The sequence below is a fragment of the Sporosarcina luteola genome (assembly GCF_007991495.1).
Classification (GTDB): Bacteria; Bacillota; Bacilli; order Bacillales_A; family Planococcaceae; genus Sporosarcina; species Sporosarcina luteola.
Genome location: NZ_BJYL01000004.1, coordinates 74752 through 95775, shown reverse-complemented (window position 1 = coordinate 95775; position 21024 = coordinate 74752). Strand labels below are relative to the sequence as shown.

The following is a 21024-nucleotide window of genomic DNA, read 5'->3' as shown; positions in this document are numbered from 1 at the left end:
ATGTTGATTCGATTGGATTTGCAGTTTTTTGCAGGTGAAAAGACAGAAAAGGCCACTCCGAAGAAACGACAAGATTCCCGCAAGAAGGGGCAAGTGTTAAAGAGCCAGGATGTAACAACTGCAATTGTCCTTCTTTTTGTATTCCTGTTTCTTTTTTTTGCAGCAGGTTTCATGCGTGATCGTTTTTTTGTTTTTTTCTCTCATACGTTTACAGAGTTTATTCCGATTAAATCGCTAGATATTGACCAGACGATGATCATTTACAAAGATATGGTTATACAAATGGCATTCATTCTTCTGCCAATTATGGTGGTGGCAGTTATTGCCGCAATAACAGGAAACCTTGCACAGTTCGGATTGCTATTTACTTCAGAAACATTGAAGTTCGACTTGAAAAAAATTGATCCAATCAAGGGATTGAAACGGATTTTTTCCATACGTGCACTGGTTGAATTATTGAAATCATTATTGAAAATATCATTTATCGGTTCGGTAACGACCTTATTGCTCGTTATGAACATAGAAAAAGTCCTTGGACTTGCATTTAAAACCCCACACGATACGCTAGTCACAGTTGGCCAGTTAGTCGCATTGATGGGAATTGTTGCTTCGTTTGTGTTGTTATTTATTTCTGTATTGGATTATTTTTATCAGAAGTATGACTACGAAAAAAACCTGCGGATGTCCAAACAGGATATCAAGGATGAATATAAAAATACAGAAGGGGATCCGATCATTAAATCACGCATCAAACAACGTCAACGGGAGATGGCGATGAGGCGAATGATGCAGGAAGTGCCCCAGGCCGATGTTGTCATTACAAACCCGACACACTTTGCCATCGCGCTGAAATACGATGATGAAAAGATGGATGCACCGATCGTTATTGCAAAAGGTGCAGATTTCATTGCACAGAAGATCAAGCTCATTGCAAAAGAGCATAATATCGTCATGGTGGAGAATCGTCCGCTTGCAAGAGCGCTGTACGGAGACGTGGAAATCGGCGATCGGATTCCCGATGAGTTTTTCAAAACAGTCGCTGAAATATTGGCATATGTTTATCGCATACAACGAAAGATTTAGTACATTATGAGAAAGTAGGGATGGCATGCAATTTAAAGATATTGGAGTTTTAGCATCGGTCATTATGATTGTTGCGATGCTCGTCATCCCATTGCCAACATGGCTTCTTAGCTTTCTGATCATTATTAATATTACACTTGCGTTAATGGTCTTATTAACTTCAATGAATATGCAGGAAGCATTGCAATTTTCCATTTTTCCTTCTTTGCTTCTTTTATTGACACTTTTTCGTCTTGGTTTGAATGTTTCGACTACACGGGCGATCCTTTCAAATGGAGATGCAGGTGGAGTCGTTGACACATTCGGGACATTCGTTACCGGTGGAAATGTTGTCGTCGGGCTCGTTGTGTTCGTTATTTTGATCATTATTCAATTTATCGTCATTACAAAAGGATCTGAACGTGTCTCCGAAGTAGCAGCACGATTTACTTTGGACGCTATGCCAGGGAAACAGATGAGTATCGATGCTGACTTGAATGCGGGTATGATTTCAGAAACTGAAGCTCGGATGCGTCGTGAAAAAGTAAGCAATGAGGCAGACTTTTACGGGGCGATGGACGGAGCAACAAAATTCGTTAAAGGGGATGCCATAGCTGGGATTATCATCGTCATCATCAACCTGTTAGTCGGAATGATTATTGGTGTCGTCCAGATGGGCTTGCCGTTTGCAGAAGCGGCGACAAGATTTTCTCAACTAACTGTTGGGGATGGCATCGTTTCACAAATTCCCGCATTGCTCATTTCAACCGCCACAGGTATCGTCGTAACGCGCGCGGCATCCGAAGGTAATCTTGGTTCGGATATTACAAAGCAGTTATTAGGACAGCCTAAGCTCCTCTATGTGGCGGCAGCTACCGTATTCCTGCTTGGCCTCTTTACACCAATCAATGATGTACTCACAATACCTGTTGCAGCTGCAATGGCAATTGGTGCATTCATCATGTCCAGGAAGCCGGAAGAAGACCCTGAGGAATTGTTTGAAATGGAAGAGGAAGTTGAAACAGAAGGGATGAAAAGTCCTGAGAATGTTGTCAACTTATTAAATGTGGATCCGATTGAATTCGAATTCGGCTACGGTCTTATTCCTCTCGTTGATGCGCAACAAGGCGGAGATTTGCTAGATCGTGTCGTCATGATCCGGAGACAGCTTGCTCTTGAACTTGGACTCGTTATTCCAGTCGTTCGCATTAGGGATAATATTCAGCTCCAGCCAAATGAGTACAGAATTAAAATTAAGGGAAATGAGTTGGCGAGGGGAGAACTTCTTCTTGATCATTATCTCGCGATGAGTCCCGGTGGCGATGATTCGATAATTGGAATCGATACGATTGAACCTTCATTTGGACTTCCGGCAAAATGGATAACGGAAGACGTTAAAGAAGATGCAGAAATAATGGGGTATACAGTCGTTGACCCGCCTAGTGTCGTTTCTACACATCTTACTGAAGTAATCCGGGCGAATGCAGCGGATTTGATCGGTCGTCAGGAAACAAAACAGCTTGTCGATCATGTAAGGGAGACGTATCCAATATTAGTGGACGAGCTTACACCGACACCGCTATCGATTGGTGAAATCCAGAAAGTGTTAGCTAAATTGCTGAACGAAAATGTATCGATCCGTAATTTACCGATCATTTTCGAAACGCTGGCTGACTATTCGAAATATACTTCTGACGTGGACTTACTTACTGAATACGTTAGACAATCCCTTGCAAGGCAGATTACTTCACAATACTCGACCGGGGTCGACGCACTTAAAGTATTGACCGTATCAGGGAAGATCGAGAAATTGATTGCTGATAACATCCAGCAAACCGAGCAAGGCAATTATCTCTCTATAGATCCTTCGAACTCACAAGAAATATTGGAGTCGATTGCCCGAGAAGTGGAGAGAGTCGCTTTATTGGATCAATCGCCGGTGATCCTCTGTTCCCCGGCAATACGGATGTATTTAAGACAGATTACGGAGAGATATTTTCCGCAAATACCGGTTTTATCTTACAATGAGCTAGAAGCTTCAATTGAAGTCCAAAGTGTCGGGGTGGTGGATATTTAATGAAAATGAAAAAATATACAGCAGACACGATGGTGGAGGCAATGAAAAAGGTTCGGGCGGATTTCGGGGATGATGCTGTCATCCTTAGCTCCTCTGTCATTAAATCAAAAGGATTTCTAGGTTTATTCCAAAAAAAATCGGTAGAAGTGGTGGCGGGAGCTGATGAACCTGCGACAAAGCCAACTGAAGCGTCAATTAGGCCAAAGCAGGCTGTCTCTTATTCAGAAAAAAACACTGATGCAGAACTGAAGAAAGAAATGAAAGAAATGAAAGAAATGCTTCAGGAAATGAAGCAGTTTGCTTCACTCGGCGGTTTCCCAGACGAGCTTCAGCCGTTGCTTTCTAAATTGGAATTTCACGGATTGTCAAAAGAGATGATTTTACAAATCGCTACTGAAATTTCAAGTCAGATAAAAAAGGAGAAAAGAGATTTTTCATCTGAGGAACAGTCAGAAATGGCTAAGGACTTTTTAAGAAAAGAGTTCTCAGGTTTGCCGTTTGGTGGAATTTCTTTCAATAAAAAATATATAAATGTGCTAGGGCCAACCGGCGTTGGAAAGACGACGACAATTGCTAAAATTGCCGCTCGCGCTGTATTGGAAAATAAGAAGAAAATTGGTTTTATAACGACAGACACATATCGAGTTGCAGCGATTGAACAGTTGCGGACATATGCGAATTTGTTGCAGTCGCCAGTAGAAGTCGCTTATAACAGCAATGACTTTAAAAAAGCGATAGAAAAAATGACTGATTTTGATTTGGTGTTCATCGACACTGCGGGAAGAAATTATAAAGAAATGAAGTTTGTTGATGATTTAAATCGGTTGATCGACTTTTCCCTAGATATGGAGTCTTTTCTCGTATTATCGATTACGTCAAAGGAAGATGATATGAGGACGATTGTGGAAAGATTCACCTCGTTTCCAATTAAAAAATTCATATTTACAAAAGTGGATGAAACAAGTTCAATCGGTCCAATGTTCAATCTGATGAAACAGTATGGCATCGGCACTGCCTACTACACCGATGGTCAGGAAGTTCCCGAAGATATCAATGATGCGAATCTGGAATCGATGTTAAATCTCCTATTGGCAGGTGCTCATAATGCGTGATCAAGCTGAAGCACTCAGAATGAAGATGCTAAAAGCACAAGGGGAACTGGCGAAATCAATTGCTATCGTAAGTGGAAAAGGGGGAGTGGGCAAGTCGAATTTTTCGACAAACTTCGCTCACTCTCTCCGTTTAAAAGGGAAAAAAGTCATCGTCATCGATATGGACATCGGAATGGGGAATATCCATATTCTACTCGGCGTTTCTCCGAAATATAGTTTGCGAGATTATTTGATGGGATCCAATTCTTTAGAAGATGTGATAAACGTCGATGAGGAAGGTCTTACGTTCATCTCAGGCGGTTCGGGACTCGATACAGTACTGGAATGGTCAGAAAGCATGTTTGAAAGATTGCTAGATGCGTTTGAACATTTACAGAAAGAATATGATTTCATATTATTCGATATGGGGGCAGGAGCAACACAGCGTTCAATTGAATTAATCATGTCAGTGGATGAAGTCATTGTTATTTCAACCACAGAACCCACCTCAATTACAGATGCATATTCCATGATGAAGTTTATCTGTTTGAAGGACCCTGATAAGAAGTTTAACATCGTAAGTAATCGGGTTACGAAGCAGGACGATGGTAATGAATCGGCGACAAGATTGCAATACGCGATGCGTAAATTCCTTGATAAAGAAACACTCATATTAGGGTTTCTGCCAGAGGATCCTACCGTTCACAAAGCTGTTTTAGCTCAAAAACCATTTTCACTTCTCTATCCGAATGCACCGGTATCAAAACGGATGGCTGCAATTGCGGATGTGTTTGTACAAGTGGATCGAACGGAGATCAAACAAGAAATTGGATTTCTTACTAAGCTGAGAGGTATTTTCTTGAGAGGGCGTGAATGAATTGGAATTCGTCGGTTTGAAAAAAGTGCTTGTTGTCGATGATTCTGCTTTTATGCGAAAACTGATTTCGGATATGCTTTCCAAACACCCTTTACTGGAAGTAATCGCAACCGCTCGTAATGGAAAGGACGCACTTGCAAAAGTAGTAGAATACAAGCCGGATGTTCTTACAATGGATATTGAGATGCCTATTATGAATGGACTTGATGCAGTAAAGCAAATCATGGACCTTCATCCTACACCGATTGTCATGCTTTCAAGCACAACAAAAATCGGAGCAGATAATACGATGTTAGCCATGGAGTATGGTGCTGTCGATTTTGTTGCAAAACCAGGAGGCGCCATCTCGCTGAATCTTCATGAAGTTGAACAGGAACTAGTAGGAAAAGTAGTCGCTGCTACAAAAGTCAATGTATCCAAACTTACAAAAAAGCAACAGCCAATTACAGAAAAGTACCCACGGCGCAATCGTTATAACACTCAAACAGCTCCTGCCGCATTGTTTTCAACCATTGACAAGCAAAGCAACGTGCTAGATAAAAAGATTTCCAAAGTACATCACTCTTTTGTTATAATAGGTACATCGACAGGGGGGCCGCGGGCACTACAAGAAGTGCTCACACAATTGCCATCTACAATACAAGTCCCCATTTTAGTTGTGCAACATATGCCTCCAGGGTTTACAAAGTCTTTAGCACAAAGGTTGGATGGTTTAAGTAATATTCGTGTCAAAGAAGCTGAAGATGGTGAACCCATTTTAAAAGGCGTGGCGTATATTGCTCCGGGCGGCAAACATTTGAAATTCGAAAAGCGTGAGAATGAATATTGTGTCTGTCTCGATGACGTAGATCCTCCCAGAATGGGACATCGGCCATCAGTTGATGTTCTGTTAGAGTCGGCAGCTTCCATTCAATCAGCCCAGTTTGTAACGGTCATTATGACAGGAATGGGGCAAGATGGAAAAAAAGGAATGCAGCAACTGAAGGCAGCGTGCAAAACGATTACAATTGCAGAATCTGAAAAGACATCGGTTGTTTATGGCATGCCGAAAGCAATCAAAGAGGCTGGTCTTGCCGATCAGGTCGTTGATGTACACCATATTGCTTCAGCAATTATGGAAATTTTACAATCTTGAGGGGGCGTCACTATGGATACTAATCAGTATTTAGAAATGTTTTTAGATGAAAGTAAAGAGCATCTCCAAGCATGTAATGAACATTTATTAGAACTCGAAAAAAATCCTGATGATTTGGCAATTGTAAATGAGGTTTTCCGTTCAGCGCATACGTTGAAAGGGATGTCCGCAACAATGGGATATGAAGATATCGCGGATTTAACTCACAAAATGGAAAACGTACTTGATGCCATTCGAAATTCCAAAATCAGTGTAACAACTGAAATCCTAGATGTCGTCTTCAAAGCAGTCGATTACTTAGAAGAAATGGTGTTCGATATTGAAGCTGGCGGTACAGGAAAAAAAGATGTGCAGCAACTTGTGAATGCACTGAATCAAATAGAAGCTGGTCAAGCGGTAACATCTTCTGTGGAAGAAACGGCTGCTTCTATAATTACGATTGAACCATCTAAAACTAATAATGCATCAATGCTGCATTATGATGACTATGAAATGACTGTAATTAGCCAGTCTCAGGAACAAGGATTTAACGCATTTGAAGTTACAATCGGACTGCGACAAGATTGTTTGCTCAAAGCAGCGAGAGTATTTATGATTTTTGAAATACTGGAAAAATCAGGTGAGATTATCAAATCTAAACCGAACGTCGAGCAGTTAGAAAATGAGGACTTTGATGAAGAATTCACAGTTGTTTTATTAACAAAAGAAGATGCAGCTTCACTTGAAGCGAAAGTGATGAAAGTGTCTGAAGTAGAAAGTGTGAATGTCTACCCTATAACTGATTTCTCAAATTCAGAGAGCAATCAATCTGAAGAGGATACCTTAACTCAAGTTCCGGCGGAGAAGGCGAAAATAGAAAGTGCGAAAGAAGAACCTTCTTCTAATAAATCGAAACGAACAACGAATTCCCACAATGCGAATAAAACAATCCGTGTCAATATCGACCGATTGGATATCCTAATGAATCTTTTTGAGGAATTGGTGATTGATCGGGGACGTTTACAGTCTATTGCAAGTGATCTACATAACTCGGATTTAAATGAAACAGTCGAACGGATGACTCGTGTTTCCGGAGATCTCCAAAATATTATTTTGAATATGCGGATGATACCGGTTGAAACTGTGTTTAACCGTTTTCCGAAAATGGTACGTCAATTGGCACGGGATCTTGATAAAAAGGTGAATCTTGAAATTACTGGAGCTGAAACTGAATTAGATCGTACGGTTATCGATGAAATTGGCGACCCACTCGTCCATTTAATCCGTAATGCGTTAGATCATGGTATTGAAACTCCGGCAGAGCGTAAAGCGAAGGGTAAACCGGAAGAAGGAACCGTTTCTTTAAGAGCGTATCACTCAGGCAACCATGTCTTTATTGAGCTGGAAGACGATGGGGCGGGAGTAAACAAGGAACGTGTATTAAAGAAAGCCATCGAAAGAGGCATTGTCACTGAGGAGATAGCCGAGACGTTGACAGAAAGACAGATTGCTGAACTCATTTTGGCATCTGGTTTTTCTACAGCAGAAAAAATTACGGATGTATCAGGTCGTGGCGTCGGGTTGGATGTCGTAAAAAGTACAATTGAATCTCTTGGTGGCTATATAACGATTGATTCGAAGGAAGGGCAAGGTTCACTATTCCAAGTACAGCTGCCCCTTACGCTATCCATCATTTCTGTAATGCTCGTAAACTTGAATAAGGATATTTACGCAATCCCGCTTTCTTCAATCATTGAAACAGCAATCATTCAAACATCGGATATCCTCAATGCTCATAATCAGAAAGTGATCGATTTCAGAGGAAGCATTGTGCCGCTAGTTGACCTGAAAGGGATCTTCGAAATGGATAACTTGCATCAATCCGAAGAATACCAATCTGTCGTAATCGTTCGTAAAGGAGATAAATTGGCAGGTCTCGTTGTGGACTCTTTCATTGGCCAGCAAGAAATAGTATTGAAATCGCTTGGAAACTACTTGCAAAGTGTTTTTGCCATTTCTGGTGCTACAATTCTTGGAAACGGTCAAGTTGCACTTATCGTTGATTGCAATTCTTTGATCAAATAGACTGGAGTGAATAAAATGGCAGAGGTAAATGGAGCGGTAGATCGTAAAGAAATGAAAGTGATTATTTTCCAGTTGATGGATAAAGAATACGCCATCGAAGTGGATGTTGTCGAAGCGATAGAAAAGCTGTTACCAATAACTAAAGTCCCTAAAACACCATCCTATGTAAAAGGTGTCATTAATCTAAGAGGAGTCGTTACGCCGATTGTCGATCTGCGTGAACGATTCGGTCTGGAAGTGAAATCTCTGGACGACAGCAGCAGAATCATCATCGTTTCTTTGGATGAATTTGAAGTTGGTCTCATTGTTGATGCTGCCAATGATGTAATTGACATCCCGGTAGATTCAATTGAACCGCAACCGGAAGTAGTTGGAGCAGTCGAATCTGAATTCATTTCGGGCGTTGCAAAAATCGATAAAAGGCTCCTTGTCATGTTGAACTTAGAAAAAGTTCTGCAACCTATTAAAAGGATGACATCTGATGAATTATAATCACCAGATTACCGATATGCATCTTGACGTCCTAAAAGAAATCGGTAATATCGGAGCGGCACATGCAGCCACTTCCCTATCGCAATTGCTTGGAAGAAAAATAGATATGCTTGTACCAAAAGTCAATCTCGTTTCATTTGATGAAATGTTTGATTTGGCCGGTGGCGCGGAGAAAATCGTAGCTGGTATTTACCTCAGGATACAAGGGGATTTATCAGGCAGCATGTTCTTTGTATTACCAATCGATTCTGCTAATCAATTTATTCGAAGATTGATTGGAGATGAGAATTTTGATTTCCATTCTGTTCCGATTTCTGAAATCGGCATTTCGGCGATGCAAGAGCTCGGTAATATTTTATCAGGCTCTTATTTATCTGCTTTATCCGATTTCACTGGGTTGAAAATTCATCCGACTGTGCCGGCCTTAAGTGTCGATATGGTAGGTGCCATCGTTAGTTTCGGACTTATAGAAGTATCGCATTACAGTGATGAAGTCATCGTCATTGACACGCGGATCAATGAAGAAGGTGAGGATGGCAGTTCAAGTGTGGATGGTCATTTTTTCCTTCTTCCTGATCCGGAATCGTATTTAACTATATTCCGTTCGTTAGGTGTGCTGTAAGATGGTCATGTTAAAAACTGTCGTTAGGGTCGGCATAGCCGATATGAATATTGTAAAGGTACCTGATACGATACGGACATCCGGTTTAGGTTCCTGTGTTGGGGTTGTCCTTTACGACGAAACAAAAAAGATTGCTGGCCTCGTCCATGTCATGCTGCCGGATTCAAGCCTTGGGCGGACAGCGCAATTAAATGTAGCAAAGTTTGCGGATACCGGCATTTATTCATTAATGGAAATGCTGAAAAATGAAGGGGTCCGCCCTTTATCCTTAAAGGCTAAAATTGCCGGTGGCTCTCAGATGTTCCAGTTCGGTTCGAGCGATACGATTCGCATTGGCCCAAGAAATGTCGAAGCGGTCAAAAAGGAGCTTACTCGCCTTTCCATTCCAATCATAGGAGAAGACACTGGCGGCTCTAGTGGACGAACAATCGAGTTTGATCCCGAGACTTGCAAATTAAGCATACGTACAGTCAATGCTGGAACGATTGAAATTTAAAGAATTTGTAAGATTGAAGCGGCTGAACGATTCAGTCGCTATTTTTTATCTTTTTTTGTTATAATGAATATCAATCAATTGCCGATAATTGTCGAAACATCATGGAAGGTGAGGGATTCGATGTCCAATCAGGATTTGACGGAAGAAGATGCTTGTTGGAAACTATGGTTGACTAATAGGGATTCCGATGCCGGCGATCGACTCGTCCGGAAATATACTCCTCTCGTCAATTACCATGTGCAACGGATCAGCTCTGGCTTGCCGAGAAATGTTTCAAGAGATGATATTTTGAGTCTAGGGCTTCAAGGGCTTTTCGATGCCTTGACAAAGTTCGATCCAAGTAGGGATTTGAAGTTTGATACGTACGCTTCTTTCAGAATTCGAGGATCTATTATTGATGGGTTAAGGAAGGAAGACTGGCTGCCCCGCTCATCACGGGAAAAGTCTAAAAGACTGGAAGAAGAAATAAGTAAGCTTGAACAAAAATTATTGCGTCATGCAACCCCTGAGGAAATTGCAAGTCACCTCGGGATAGAAGTGGAAGAAGTGTATCAAACGGTACATGAGCATTATTTCTCAAACGTGCTTTCAATGGATGAGCGAATGAGCGAAGACGATGAGGAAGGACAGAAATCTTTTATCTTAAAAGATGATCATGAACGTTCTCCGGAACAAAAAGTAATGATGGGGGAACTCGTTGGAGACTTGGCGCTGAAGATAAAAGAATTGAATAACAATGAACAACTCGTACTGAACCTATTTTATACGGATGAAATGACTTTGACGGAAATCGGGGAAATCATGAATTTATCGACGTCAAGAATTTCCCAAATACATTCAAAAGCATTGTTCAAACTTCGTAAATTACTTTTGCCAGAGATTGTGGATGGAGGAATTTTATGAGCTTGAAAGGAATTGAACTTCAAATTGCTATTCCTAAAACGTTTGAAGCAGGAAAGATTGCTGAACAAAAGCAACAGCAATCCCAACTCAACCAGGAACAAGCGCAAACTTTGAGTGAAAAGGAAGCCTTGAAAAGCCGTGAAACTGTTTTGCAATCGGAAAAATATGCAAAAACCGATCCGGATAAAAAGAACAGTCAACAGGATAGGGAGCAGTCGAAAAAGGACAACCAACATAATGAAGAGGAAAAGAAGACGGTCCACCCTTACAAGGGGTCTTTCGTCGACTTTACAGGATGATGGCAATGCAAACAGTATTTTTATTATTTTTATTCATCTTACAAGTGATCAGTTTTTATATAATAGCACTTCTCTATATGAAGATTTCAAAATTCAACGGACTGGAAAAAAAGCAGCAAAAGCTTATGGCAGAGATGGACGATGCCATCGGTGCATACCTCTCTGAACTGAAAGAGGAAAATGAGCGGCTTATCGAGATCATCGAAAAACGTCAAAAAAATTTCCCTATCCATGATCAAGAGGAAGAAGTGAATCCGGCAGATGTACCAGCTGCTCGGAAAGAGTCAAAGGAAAAGCCAATCACTATCAACCATCCAAGCTATCCTGTGAACATCGCCTTGAAATCATATCAAACAGCATCTGCCACGAAAGATACATTGCAGGAAGCTACTACAGATCTTGAAGTGGATGATCGTACACTCGCCATCCGGATGCACGACGAAGGCAAATCAATCGAAGAGATCGCCAAACGGGTTGGAAAAGGGAAGACTGAGATTGAGTTGATGTTGAAATTCAGATGAAGTATGTTGCAAACATTTTGTCTGTGTGGTATATTATCAAATGGTGTTACTACACACGTATGCGGACGATGGAAACGGTGCCGAAAGGTCGTTCCTTCGAATGAAGCGTACGGAGGAATCTAACCAAACAGGAGGAATAACAAATGTCAGTAATCTCAATGAAACAACTGCTTGAAGCAGGTGTGCATTTCGGACACCAAACTCGTCGTTGGAACCCGAAAATGAAAAAGTATATTTTTGTAGAGCGTAACGGAATCTACATCATCGATCTTCAAAAGACGGTGAAAAAGCTTGAAGAAGCATATGACTTCATGCGTCAAGTAGGTGCTGAAGGCGGAAAAGTACTTTTCGTCGGAACTAAAAAACAAGCGCAAGATGCTATCAAAGAAGAAGCAGAACGCGCTGGAATGTACTACATCAACCAACGCTGGCTTGGTGGTACACTTACAAACTTCGGTACGATCCAAAAGCGTGTTGCACGCATGAAAAAGATCGAAACGATGGAAGAGGACGGTACATTTGCTGTACTTCCTAAAAAAGAAGTTTCTGAACTAAGAAAAGAACACGATCGTCTTGTGAAATTCCTTGGCGGTATCCGTGATATGAAATCATTGCCGGATGTTATCTTTGTTGTTGACCCACGCAAAGAACGCATCGCTGTAGCTGAAGCAATCAAATTGAACATTCCACTCGTCGGTATTGTTGATACGAACTGTGATCCGGATGAAATCGACTATGTCATTCCAGCGAATGACGATGCAATCCGCGCAGTACGTCTTTTGACTAGCAAAATGGCTGACGCTTTGATCGAATCTAGACAAGGCGCTGACGAAGAAGTTTCTGAAGAAGAAACTGTAGCTGCAGAGTAAGACTAAATGAAAGGACGATAAGCGGCCAACCCCCTTATCGTCTTTTTTAAAGATTGTCGTCCCACATCACTCAAATAGGAGGAACTTAAAATGGCAATTACAGCACAAATGGTTAAAGAATTGCGCGAGAAAACTGGCGCAGGTATGATGGACTGCAAAAAAGCACTAACTGAAGTAAACGGTGATATGGAAGCAGCAGTTGACTTCCTACGCGAAAAAGGCCTATCCAGCGCAGCGAAAAAGGCTGACCGTATTGCAGCGGAAGGAACTACTGACATCCTCGTTAACGGAAACGAAGCGGTAATTTTCGAAGTTAACGCTGAAACAGACTTTGTTGCGAAAAACGAAGGTTTCCAAACACTTGTAAAAGAACTTGGAGAACATCTTCTTGCTGCAAAGCCAGCTACAGTTGAAGAAGCAAACGAATCTAAAATGTCAAACGGCCTAACAGTCGCTGATCATATTTCGAATGCTGTTTCAAAAATCGGAGAAAAAATCACTCTTCGCCGCTTTGAAGTAAAAACAAAAACAGATAACGATGCTTTCGGTCCATACCTTCATATGGGCGGCCGTATTGCTGTTTTGACAATCCTAGAAGGAACAACTGACGCAGATGCTGCTAAAGACGTAGCTATGCATATCGCTGCATTGAACCCTAAATACATTTCACGTGATGAAGTGTCTGAAGAAGAAGTAGAGCGCGAGCGTAAAATCCTTACTGAGCAAGCATTGAACGAAGGAAAACCTGAAAACATTGTTGCTAAAATGGTTGAAGGCCGCCTAGGTAAGTACTTTGAAGAAATTTGTGTACTTGATCAAGCTTTCGTTAAAAATTCCGATCAAAAAGTCCGTGACTTTGTTAAGTCAACAGGTGGCTCTTTGAAAGAATTTGTCCGTTTTGCTGTAGGTGAAGGTATCGAAAAACGCGAAGACAACTTTGCTGAAGAAGTTATGAGCCAAGTAAAAGGAAATTAATTCACATGTAAAGATAAAAAAATGTAGGGGACACAACTCTGTGTTCCCTATTTTTCGAGAAAATTACGTAGACGGAGGGTACATATGAGCGTCCCAAAATACAAAAGAATTGTCTTGAAACTTAGCGGTGAGGCACTTGCAGGTGAAAAGGGATTCGGATTATCACCTGAAATCATCAAAACAGTCGCAGCACAAGTTAAAGATGTTACTGACCTTGGAGTAGAAGTGGCAGTCGTAGTCGGTGGAGGAAATATATGGCGTGGGAAAATCGGCAGTGAGATGGGAATGGACCGCACTACAGCTGATTATATGGGCATGCTCGCCACGGTTATGAATTCATTGGCTCTACAAGACGCTCTAGAAAAGTTAGGCGTTGAAACACGTGTATCATCATCTATTGAAATGCGCCAAGTGGCTGAACCGTACATACGGAGAAAAGCAATTCGTCACCTTGAAAAGAAACGTGTCGTCATCTTTGCCGCTGGAACAGGAAATCCTTATTTCTCAACGGACACTACTGCGGCACTAAGGGCGGCTGAAATCGAAGCCGATGTCATTCTGATGGCGAAAAACAATGTCGATGGCGTCTATTCTGCTGATCCTATGAAAGATAAAAATGCAGTGAAATACACGGACTTGACTTATTTAGAAGTAATTAGCCAAGGTCTTGAGGTTATGGATTCAACTGCTTCAACCCTATGTATGGACAATGATATCCCTCTCGTAGTATTCTCGATTATGGATAATGGAAATATTAAAAAAGCTGTACTTGGTGAATCTATCGGTACGGTTGTTAGGAGGAATGGGTAAATGCCGAAAGCGATAATGGATCAAACGAAGGACAAAATGGAAAAGGCAGTTGGAGCGTTCACAAGACAACTTGCTTCTATCCGTGCAGGACGTGCAAATGCTTCATTGCTTGATAGGATTTCAGTTCTTTACTACGGAGCCCCGACACCATTGAACCAAATGGCAGGTGTTTCTGTACCAGAGGCAAGACTGATGGTCATACAACCTTATGACAAAACGACTTTGGGTGATATTGAAAAGGCGATATTGAAATCCGATATCGGAATCACTCCATCCAATGACGGGAATGTCATCCGTTTGGCGGTTCCTGCGTTAACCGAAGAACGACGGAAGGAACTAGTAAAAGAAGTGAAAAAAGAAGCAGAAGACTCCAAAATCGCAATCCGCAATGTTCGCAGAGACGGAAACGAAGAGTTGAAGAAGCTCGAAAAGAATGGAGAAATCACTGAAGACGAACTGCGTCGCGAAGGTGAAGAAATCCAAAAACTGACTGATTCATACATTGAAAAAATCGACGGAATTGCCAAAGAAAAAGAAAACGAAATCATGGAAATCTGATCGAAGAACTTTCTATATGTTGGGACGTCCTACAATCAGGACGTCTTTTTTTCTGACCGCTATTATCTAATCATAATTTATTTTACAAAGCAAACATAGGCTAGAACAATATCAATAATTGAATGAACAAATGATTTATACCTTGTGATTTCCTTGTTTGAAGTGGAAGGCGGCGACTCCTGCGGGAATAGCATGAGCTGAAGACCCCGGAACGTAGCGAAGCGAAGTGAGGAGGCTGAAGCCATGCCCGCGGAAAGCGTCCGCCTGGAACGGAAAACAACTTTGAAGTATTATTTAACTGTTTTAAATGAAATTTATCGGCCGATTTGATACGATAGACTAAGTGCTTGCTCAAATTCAGGCGAGTGGAGGAAACGAAATGCTAGATAAACTGTTGCGGAAAAAAAATGTAGAGACCGAATCGTCACTTTCCAACAGGCTTACGAATGTCAAAAGTAGGGCAATACCTTCACACGTCGCCATCATAATGGATGGAAACGGCAGATGGGCAAGGCAACGCAGTTTACCACGGATTGCTGGTCATCATGAAGGAATGAAAACTGTTCGTAAAATTACCCGGGTTGCAAATGATATTGGCATCAAGGTCTTAACGCTCTATGCGTTTTCAACAGAAAACTGGAAACGCCCTAAAATGGAAATCGATTTTCTCATGAAATTGCCAGGGGAGTTTCTGACAACCTATTTGCCAGAATTAATCGAGCAAAACGTTAAGGTAGAAATGATCGGTAATTATGATGCACTCCCACCTCATACGAAAGAATCCATCTTGAAAGCTGTAAAAGCCACATCAATGAATGATGGCCTTGTTTTGAATTTTGCAATGAATTATGGCAGCCGTCTGGAAATAGTAGAGACGGTCAAAGAAATTGTTCAAAAGGCAGTAACAAATCAAATATCTATCGATGACATCGATGAGTCGATGATTAATGCACACTTAATGACATCTCACTTGCCGGAACCGGATTTACTGATCCGCACAAGTGGTGAAGTAAGATTATCGAATTTCATGCTATGGCAATTAGCCTATTCGGAATTTTCATTTACAGATGTCCTTTGGCCAGACTTCGATGAGTCATGTATGTTAAATGCTATTGAAGAATTCCAAATGCGCAATCGTAGGTTTGGAAGTGTGGAAGGAGATAAAGAAGTTTGAAACAGAGGATAATTACAGCAATCGTCGCATTGGTGATTTTTTTTCCACTTGTCATCATAGGTGGTTTACCATTCACAATCGCCGTTTATGCTATCGCTACCATTGGCTTGTATGAATTGCTACGCATGAAAAATATCCGTATATTTTCATTCGAAGGCATTCTTACATGGATGACGCTCGCGATTATGTTAATGCCTTCCAAGTGGGCAAATGAGGTACAGGAACTAATCGGTTATTCGAAAATCGAAATGATATTCGCATTTATACTTATTTTATTGATTTTTACGGTCATATCAAAAAACCGCTTCACTTTTGATCAGGCTGCGTTTACTGCGTTCGGATCGTTATACGTTGGAATCGGGTTTTATTATTTGATTGAAACGCGTTTTTATGGTTTTGAATATGTATTTTATGCATTGCTCGTCATTTGGACAACGGACTCAGGTGCATATTTTACAGGCAGGAAGTTTGGGAAACGAAAACTCTGGCCGGAAATATCGCCGAATAAGACGATCGAGGGATTTGTCGGCGGGATTATCCTAGCCGTCATCTTGGCATGTGTCTTCCAATATTTTTATCCGATTGCCCCTTCTTACATGATGTTGGTCATCGTTACAATGATCGCTTCGGTCATTGGGCAGTTGGGAGATTTGGTGGAGTCTGCATTGAAGAGGCATTTTGGAGTGAAAGATTCGGGAAATCTTTTACCGGGACATGGAGGAATACTTGATCGATTTGATAGTCTCCTTTTCGTGTTACCGCTCATTCATTTTTTACATTTAGTCGGTTAATGGAAAGGAAGTTCTCACAATGATGAAAAAAATTAGTCTGCTAGGTGCTACAGGCTCTATTGGCACACAGACTCTTGATATTATACAATCAAATCGTGATAAGTTTAATCTCGTATCTTTTTCAGCTGGAATGAATATTACTAAAGTGAAGGAAATCACTGCTGAATTTCAACCTGAAATCGTCTCCGTCATGCGAAAGGAAGATGCATCGTCATTGCAAGCTGAATTTCCAAAGACGCGTTTTGTCTATGGAACGGAAGGCCTCATCCTAGTTGCCGCTCATGCAGGGGCGGACATGCTAGTAAATGCGGTTATCGGCAGCATCGGACTAGAACCGACGATACATGCAATTCGTGAAGGCATAACGATCGCTATCGCGAACAAAGAAACATTAGTTGCCGCTGGCGACATCGTTATGAGCGAGGCGAAAAAGAAGAACGTAGCCCTTTTACCGGTCGATAGTGAGCATTCGGCTTTATTCCAATCGATGAATGGTGAAAATCCGAAACGCGTTTCACGATTAATCCTGACTGCTTCAGGAGGCAGCTTCAGAGAGTTGTCCAGAAGTCAGTTGGAAAACGTGACAGTCCAACAGGCATTGGCGCATCCCAATTGGTCAATGGGCAATAAATTGACAATCGATTCAGCGACTATGATGAATAAAGGGTTGGAAGTGATTGAAGCCCATCATCTATTCGGCATGCCATATGACAAAATCGATTGCCTCCTTCATAAAGAAAGCATCATCCATTCGATTGTCGAATTCGAAGACACAAGTATGATGGCACAGCTTGGCTCTCCCGATATGCGGGTACCGATCCAATATGCAATGACATATCCCGATCGGATTCCAATGCAAAATGCAAAACCGTTACGGCTTGAAGAAATTGGCACGTTGCATTTTGACAAAATGGATATGGAACGATATAAAGCGCTTGCGCTTGCATACGCCGCGGGAAGAGAAGGCGGAACAATGCCAACTGTCATGAATGCGGCAAATGAAGTCGCTGTAGAACTTTTCATGAAAGGTGAAATTCCTTTTCTGCAAATCGAGGATATTGTAGAGCGGATGATGGATCAGCATGTGACGGTTCAATCCCCCGATTTGGAAACGATATTGGCAATCGATTCACATACGCGTAAAATGGTGTATGATAAAGTGAAATGAATGAGTTCATAAATCGGCCGGATTGGCCAGTTAAGGTGGTTTTTTATGGAAACCGTTATTGCGTTTATTATCGTATTCGGATCTCTTGTCTTTTTTCATGAATTAGGCCATTTCCTTTTTGCAAAAAAAGCAGGAATCATGGTTCGTGAATTTGCAATTGGCATGGGACCGAAAATACTAGCACTTCGTAAAAAGGAGACGCTTTACACAATCCGAATCCTTCCGCTCGGCGGCTATGTCAGAATGGCTGGCGAGGATTTCGATACCGTTGAATTACAACCTGGCTTTCGGGTTGGTATCGTTCTAAATGATGCTGATGAAGTAGAAAAAATGTATTTGAACCGTGAAGTTTCGAATCCAAATGTCCTGTTTCTAGAGACAGAATCTGCAGATTTAAGCAAGGCATTGTATATTGAAGGTTATGATGAAGACGGAAATCTCATGAAATATAATGTGTCTCGAAATGCGATCATTTATGAAAAAGGCCAAGAGACTTTAATTGCGCCTTATGATCGTCAATTCGATTCGAAGCCGCTTGGAAGTAGGGCACTGGCGATTTTTGCCGGTCCTTTATTCAATTTTATTTTGGCTTTTTTCATATTCCTAGCACTCGGGCTTATTAACGGAGTCCCGAAAAATGAACCGATCATCGATGAGGTCGTTACTGATAGTCCGGCATATGCAGCGGGAATGGAAGCCGGCGACTATATTAAAGAAGTTGACGGCACGCCTGTTGACAAATGGACAGAGTTCACTGAAATCATCCAGCAGAAACCAGGTGAGAATGTCCAGGTGAAAGCGGAAAGGGCAGGAGAACTTGTTACGATGACGATGATTCCTTCTGTTGTGGAAGATTCCGGTCAGAAATTCGGGCAGATCGGGGTCAAATATAAACCTGAATTTGAAAAAAGTCCACTTAAAGCGTTGAAATATGGAGCTACGGAGACTGTCTCTTGGATTAGTCGGATTTTTGAACTGCTTGGAATGCTCGTTACCGGAAAGTTTTCAATTGATGCATTGAGCGGACCTGTCGGCATCTACAAAGCGACAGGAGATATGGCACAGCATGGTATATTTACGCTTATGAACTGGGCAGCGGTCCTGAGCATTAATCTCGGAATCATGAACCTTCTTCCTTTGCCTGCTCTTGACGGTGGAAGACTGCTCTTCTTCCTATTCGAAGGGGTACGCGGAAAGCCGGTTGATAAACAGAAAGAAGGCATGGTTCATTTTGTCGGCATCATGTTATTAATGGTCCTTATGCTCGTAGTGACCTGGAATGATATCCAAAGATTCTTTTTCTAGAAACGATATTCAAGAAATCGAGGTGAAATCTTCATGAAACAATCTCGGACTTTTATCCCGACAATGCGTGAAATTCCGACGGATGCAGATATCGCCTCTCATCAATTGCTTTTAAGAGCGGGCTACATCCGTCAACATATGAGCGGCGTCTATTCATTTCTGCCGTTATCCAAAAAAGTGTTAAGGAAAATCGAGAATATCATTCGTGAAGAAATGGAATCGATTGATGCGGTTGAAGTTCTATTGCCGACATTGCAACAATCCGAGCTTTGGGAAGAAACTGGTAGGTGGCATGCATACGGCCCCGAACTGTTCCGTATAAAAGATCGTCATTATCGACAAATGGCATTGGGACCGACCCATGAGGAAGTGATCACTTCCCTCGTTCGTGATGAAGTGAAATCCTATAAGAAGTTGCCATTAACCTTATTCCAAATTCAAACAAAGTTCAGGGACGAAAAAAGACCTCGCTACGGATTGCTCCGCGGCAGGGAATTCATCATGAAGGATGCGTATTCGTTTCATTCAACAGAAGAAAGTCTTGAAGAGAAGTATAGTGAAATGAAGCAAGCATACTCGAATATCTTTTCAAGACTAGGTTTGAATTTTCGTGCAGTCATTGCGGATGGCGGAACGATTGGCGGAAAGGGCACCCATGAATTCATGGCTTTATCCGAAATCGGAGAAGATACGATTGCATATAGTGATTCATCTCAATACGCTGCGAATATTGAAATGGCAGAAGTGAACACTGATTATGTAAAACCAACAGAGGCACTAAAAGAACTAGAGAAGGTTGAAACGCCCGATCAGCATACAATAGCTGACGTTGCGGATTTCCTTGGCGTTGAGCCTTCTAAGGTGATCAAAACGCTTATTTTTAAAGTCAATGATGAATTGATCGTTGTTCTATCACGCGGAGATCATGATATCAATGAAATTAAATTGAAGAACGCTTTGAATGCACCTGACGCTATCCTTGCTTCAGAAGCGGAAATCGAAGAGATGCTTTCTTGCAAAGTCGGCTCTATCGGACCCGTCAAATTGCCGCTTGACCTCAAGGTGTATGCGGATCACGCCGTCAAGGAAATGGTGAATGGAGTTTGTGGAGCGAACGAAGATGGGTTTCATTTAAGAAACGCCAATCCTGAGCGTGACTTTGCAATCGATCGGTTTTTAGATATAAGATTCATCAAAGAAGGAGATCCATCTCCGGACGGCAATGGAACAATCCGTTTTGCCAAAGGAATAGAACTGGGTCATATATTCAAGTTGGGGAATACGTACAGCGAAGCGATGAAAGCAACGTATCTTGACGAGAATGGCGTCTCACAACCTTTTTTAATGGGTTGTTACGGCATAGGCGTTTCTAGGATTCTAGCGGCAATTGCCGATCAATACAATGACGCCAATGGATTGAAATGGCCGAAAGAACTGTCTCCATTTGATGTACACCTTATTACGGTCAATATGAAGGATGAAGTGCAAACGAAACTTTCGGACGAGCTTTATCATCTATTGAAATCTTATCGTTATGACATACTACACGACGACCGGGATGAACGGGCGGGAGTGAAATTCACCGATGCCGACCTGATCGGATTGCCGATTCGTATTACGATCGGTAAGAAAGCGCAGGAAGGAATTGTTGAGGTTAAATTCCGGGAGACTGGTGAAACGGTTGAATGGCAAAAAGAAGAAATCACCGAGAAACTACAAGCATTTTTCGGTTAAA

Annotated in this window: 21 protein-coding genes; all 21 read left to right on the top strand. The window is 41.7% G+C overall.

What is annotated here, in order from left to right; all coding sequences use genetic code 11:
- The 21 genes from flhB to SLU01_RS01510 all read left to right on the top strand — a co-directional run bounded on the left by flhB (position 1) and on the right by SLU01_RS01510 (position 21023).
- Positions 1-1083: a flagellar biosynthesis protein FlhB gene (gene flhB, locus SLU01_RS01610; RefSeq protein WP_147054644.1), complete on the top strand. Its 1083-nt coding sequence runs from the start codon at positions 1-3 to the stop codon at positions 1081-1083.
- 25 nt (positions 1084-1108) lie between these two features.
- Complete coding sequence (gene flhA / locus SLU01_RS01605; protein WP_147054642.1) at positions 1109-3139, top strand: flagellar biosynthesis protein FlhA; 2031 nt, start codon at positions 1109-1111, stop codon at positions 3137-3139.
- Positions 3139-4251 (top strand): flagellar biosynthesis GTPase FlhF, encoded by a 1113-nt coding sequence (flhF, locus tag SLU01_RS01600; RefSeq protein WP_147054640.1) that lies wholly within the window; start codon positions 3139-3141, stop codon positions 4249-4251. Before flhA ends, flhF begins: the two co-directional genes overlap by 1 nt.
- Complete coding sequence (locus SLU01_RS01595) at positions 4244-5107, top strand: MinD/ParA family protein (RefSeq protein WP_147054638.1); 864 nt, start codon at positions 4244-4246, stop codon at positions 5105-5107. Before flhF ends, SLU01_RS01595 begins: the two co-directional genes overlap by 8 nt.
- Positions 5100-6242 carry a protein-glutamate methylesterase/protein-glutamine glutaminase gene (locus SLU01_RS01590; RefSeq protein WP_281288355.1) on the top strand — a complete coding sequence of 381 codons (1143 nt, stop codon included), beginning with the start codon at positions 5100-5102 and terminating at the stop codon, positions 6240-6242. The genes SLU01_RS01595 and SLU01_RS01590 overlap by 8 nt, the downstream gene beginning before the upstream one ends.
- A 12-nt stretch (positions 6243-6254) precedes the next feature.
- Positions 6255-8306, top strand: a complete 2052-nt coding sequence (locus SLU01_RS01585; RefSeq protein WP_147054636.1) for a chemotaxis protein CheA — start codon at positions 6255-6257, stop codon at positions 8304-8306.
- Between the two features lie 15 nt (positions 8307-8321).
- Complete coding sequence (locus tag SLU01_RS01580) at positions 8322-8798, top strand: chemotaxis protein CheW (RefSeq protein ID WP_147054634.1); 477 nt, start codon at positions 8322-8324, stop codon at positions 8796-8798.
- A complete protein-coding gene (locus SLU01_RS01575) occupies positions 8788-9420 on the top strand; it encodes a chemotaxis protein CheC (RefSeq protein WP_147054632.1) in 633 nt (210 codons plus the stop codon). Before SLU01_RS01580 ends, SLU01_RS01575 begins: the two co-directional genes overlap by 11 nt.
- 1 nt (position 9421) lies before the next feature.
- Positions 9422-9916: a chemotaxis protein CheD gene (locus SLU01_RS01570; RefSeq protein ID WP_147054630.1), complete on the top strand. Its 495-nt coding sequence runs from the start codon at positions 9422-9424 to the stop codon at positions 9914-9916.
- 120 nt (positions 9917-10036) lie between these two features.
- Positions 10037-10819, top strand: a complete 783-nt coding sequence (locus SLU01_RS01565; protein WP_147054905.1) for a FliA/WhiG family RNA polymerase sigma factor — start codon at positions 10037-10039, stop codon at positions 10817-10819.
- On the top strand, positions 10816-11118 hold the full coding sequence (locus SLU01_RS01560; RefSeq protein ID WP_147054628.1) for an RNA polymerase subunit sigma: 303 nt from the start codon (positions 10816-10818) through the stop codon (positions 11116-11118). The genes SLU01_RS01565 and SLU01_RS01560 overlap by 4 nt, the downstream gene beginning before the upstream one ends.
- A gap of 5 nt (positions 11119-11123) precedes the next feature.
- Positions 11124-11639: a helix-turn-helix domain-containing protein gene (locus tag SLU01_RS01555; protein ID WP_147054626.1), complete on the top strand. Its 516-nt coding sequence runs from the start codon at positions 11124-11126 to the stop codon at positions 11637-11639.
- A gap of 143 nt (positions 11640-11782) precedes the next feature.
- Positions 11783-12508, top strand: coding sequence for a 30S ribosomal protein S2 (rpsB, locus tag SLU01_RS01550; protein ID WP_147054624.1), 726 nt, complete (start codon positions 11783-11785; stop codon positions 12506-12508).
- Between the two features lie 90 nt (positions 12509-12598).
- Positions 12599-13483, top strand: a complete 885-nt coding sequence (gene tsf, locus SLU01_RS01545) for a translation elongation factor Ts (RefSeq protein WP_147054622.1) — start codon at positions 12599-12601, stop codon at positions 13481-13483.
- Positions 13484-13567: 84 nt separating this feature from the next.
- Entirely contained in the window at positions 13568-14293 is a 726-nt protein-coding gene (pyrH, locus tag SLU01_RS01540; RefSeq protein WP_147054620.1) for a UMP kinase, read from the top strand.
- On the top strand, positions 14294-14851 hold the full coding sequence (frr, locus tag SLU01_RS01535; protein WP_147054618.1) for a ribosome recycling factor: 558 nt from the start codon (positions 14294-14296) through the stop codon (positions 14849-14851).
- 379 nt (positions 14852-15230) lie between these two features.
- Positions 15231-16025 (top strand): undecaprenyl pyrophosphate synthase, encoded by a 795-nt coding sequence (uppS, locus tag SLU01_RS01530; protein WP_147054616.1) that lies wholly within the window; start codon positions 15231-15233, stop codon positions 16023-16025.
- Entirely contained in the window at positions 16022-16816 is a 795-nt protein-coding gene (locus tag SLU01_RS01525; protein ID WP_147054614.1) for a phosphatidate cytidylyltransferase, read from the top strand. Before uppS ends, SLU01_RS01525 begins: the two co-directional genes overlap by 4 nt.
- 22 nt (positions 16817-16838) lie before the next feature.
- Positions 16839-17984 (top strand): 1-deoxy-D-xylulose-5-phosphate reductoisomerase, encoded by a 1146-nt coding sequence (locus tag SLU01_RS01520; RefSeq protein WP_147054903.1) that lies wholly within the window; start codon positions 16839-16841, stop codon positions 17982-17984.
- Positions 17985-18029: 45 nt separating this feature from the next.
- Positions 18030-19289 carry an RIP metalloprotease RseP gene (gene rseP, locus SLU01_RS01515; protein ID WP_147054612.1) on the top strand — a complete coding sequence of 420 codons (1260 nt, stop codon included), beginning with the start codon at positions 18030-18032 and terminating at the stop codon, positions 19287-19289.
- Between the two features lie 33 nt (positions 19290-19322).
- Positions 19323-21023 carry a proline--tRNA ligase gene (locus SLU01_RS01510; protein ID WP_147054610.1) on the top strand — a complete coding sequence of 567 codons (1701 nt, stop codon included), beginning with the start codon at positions 19323-19325 and terminating at the stop codon, positions 21021-21023.
- Position 21024: the final 1 nt, after the last annotated feature.

Coding starts and splice junctions, on each gene's coding strand:
- flhB (WP_147054644.1), top strand. CDS start 1: ATGTTGATTCGATTGGATTTGCAGTTTTTTGCAGGTGAAAAGACAGAA.
- flhA (WP_147054642.1), top strand. CDS start 1,109: ATGCAATTTAAAGATATTGGAGTTTTAGCATCGGTCATTATGATTGTT.
- flhF (WP_147054640.1), top strand. CDS start 3,139: ATGAAAATGAAAAAATATACAGCAGACACGATGGTGGAGGCAATGAAA.
- SLU01_RS01595 (WP_147054638.1), top strand. CDS start 4,244: ATGCGTGATCAAGCTGAAGCACTCAGAATGAAGATGCTAAAAGCACAA.
- SLU01_RS01585 (WP_147054636.1), top strand. CDS start 6,255: ATGGATACTAATCAGTATTTAGAAATGTTTTTAGATGAAAGTAAAGAG.
- SLU01_RS01580 (WP_147054634.1), top strand. CDS start 8,322: ATGGCAGAGGTAAATGGAGCGGTAGATCGTAAAGAAATGAAAGTGATT.
- SLU01_RS01575 (WP_147054632.1), top strand. CDS start 8,788: ATGAATTATAATCACCAGATTACCGATATGCATCTTGACGTCCTAAAA.
- SLU01_RS01570 (WP_147054630.1), top strand. CDS start 9,422: ATGGTCATGTTAAAAACTGTCGTTAGGGTCGGCATAGCCGATATGAAT.
- SLU01_RS01565 (WP_147054905.1), top strand. CDS start 10,037: ATGTCCAATCAGGATTTGACGGAAGAAGATGCTTGTTGGAAACTATGG.
- SLU01_RS01560 (WP_147054628.1), top strand. CDS start 10,816: ATGAGCTTGAAAGGAATTGAACTTCAAATTGCTATTCCTAAAACGTTT.
- SLU01_RS01555 (WP_147054626.1), top strand. CDS start 11,124: ATGCAAACAGTATTTTTATTATTTTTATTCATCTTACAAGTGATCAGT.
- rpsB (WP_147054624.1), top strand. CDS start 11,783: ATGTCAGTAATCTCAATGAAACAACTGCTTGAAGCAGGTGTGCATTTC.
- tsf (WP_147054622.1), top strand. CDS start 12,599: ATGGCAATTACAGCACAAATGGTTAAAGAATTGCGCGAGAAAACTGGC.
- pyrH (WP_147054620.1), top strand. CDS start 13,568: ATGAGCGTCCCAAAATACAAAAGAATTGTCTTGAAACTTAGCGGTGAG.
- frr (WP_147054618.1), top strand. CDS start 14,294: ATGCCGAAAGCGATAATGGATCAAACGAAGGACAAAATGGAAAAGGCA.
- uppS (WP_147054616.1), top strand. CDS start 15,231: ATGCTAGATAAACTGTTGCGGAAAAAAAATGTAGAGACCGAATCGTCA.
- SLU01_RS01520 (WP_147054903.1), top strand. CDS start 16,839: ATGAAAAAAATTAGTCTGCTAGGTGCTACAGGCTCTATTGGCACACAG.
- rseP (WP_147054612.1), top strand. CDS start 18,030: ATGGAAACCGTTATTGCGTTTATTATCGTATTCGGATCTCTTGTCTTT.
- SLU01_RS01510 (WP_147054610.1), top strand. CDS start 19,323: ATGAAACAATCTCGGACTTTTATCCCGACAATGCGTGAAATTCCGACG.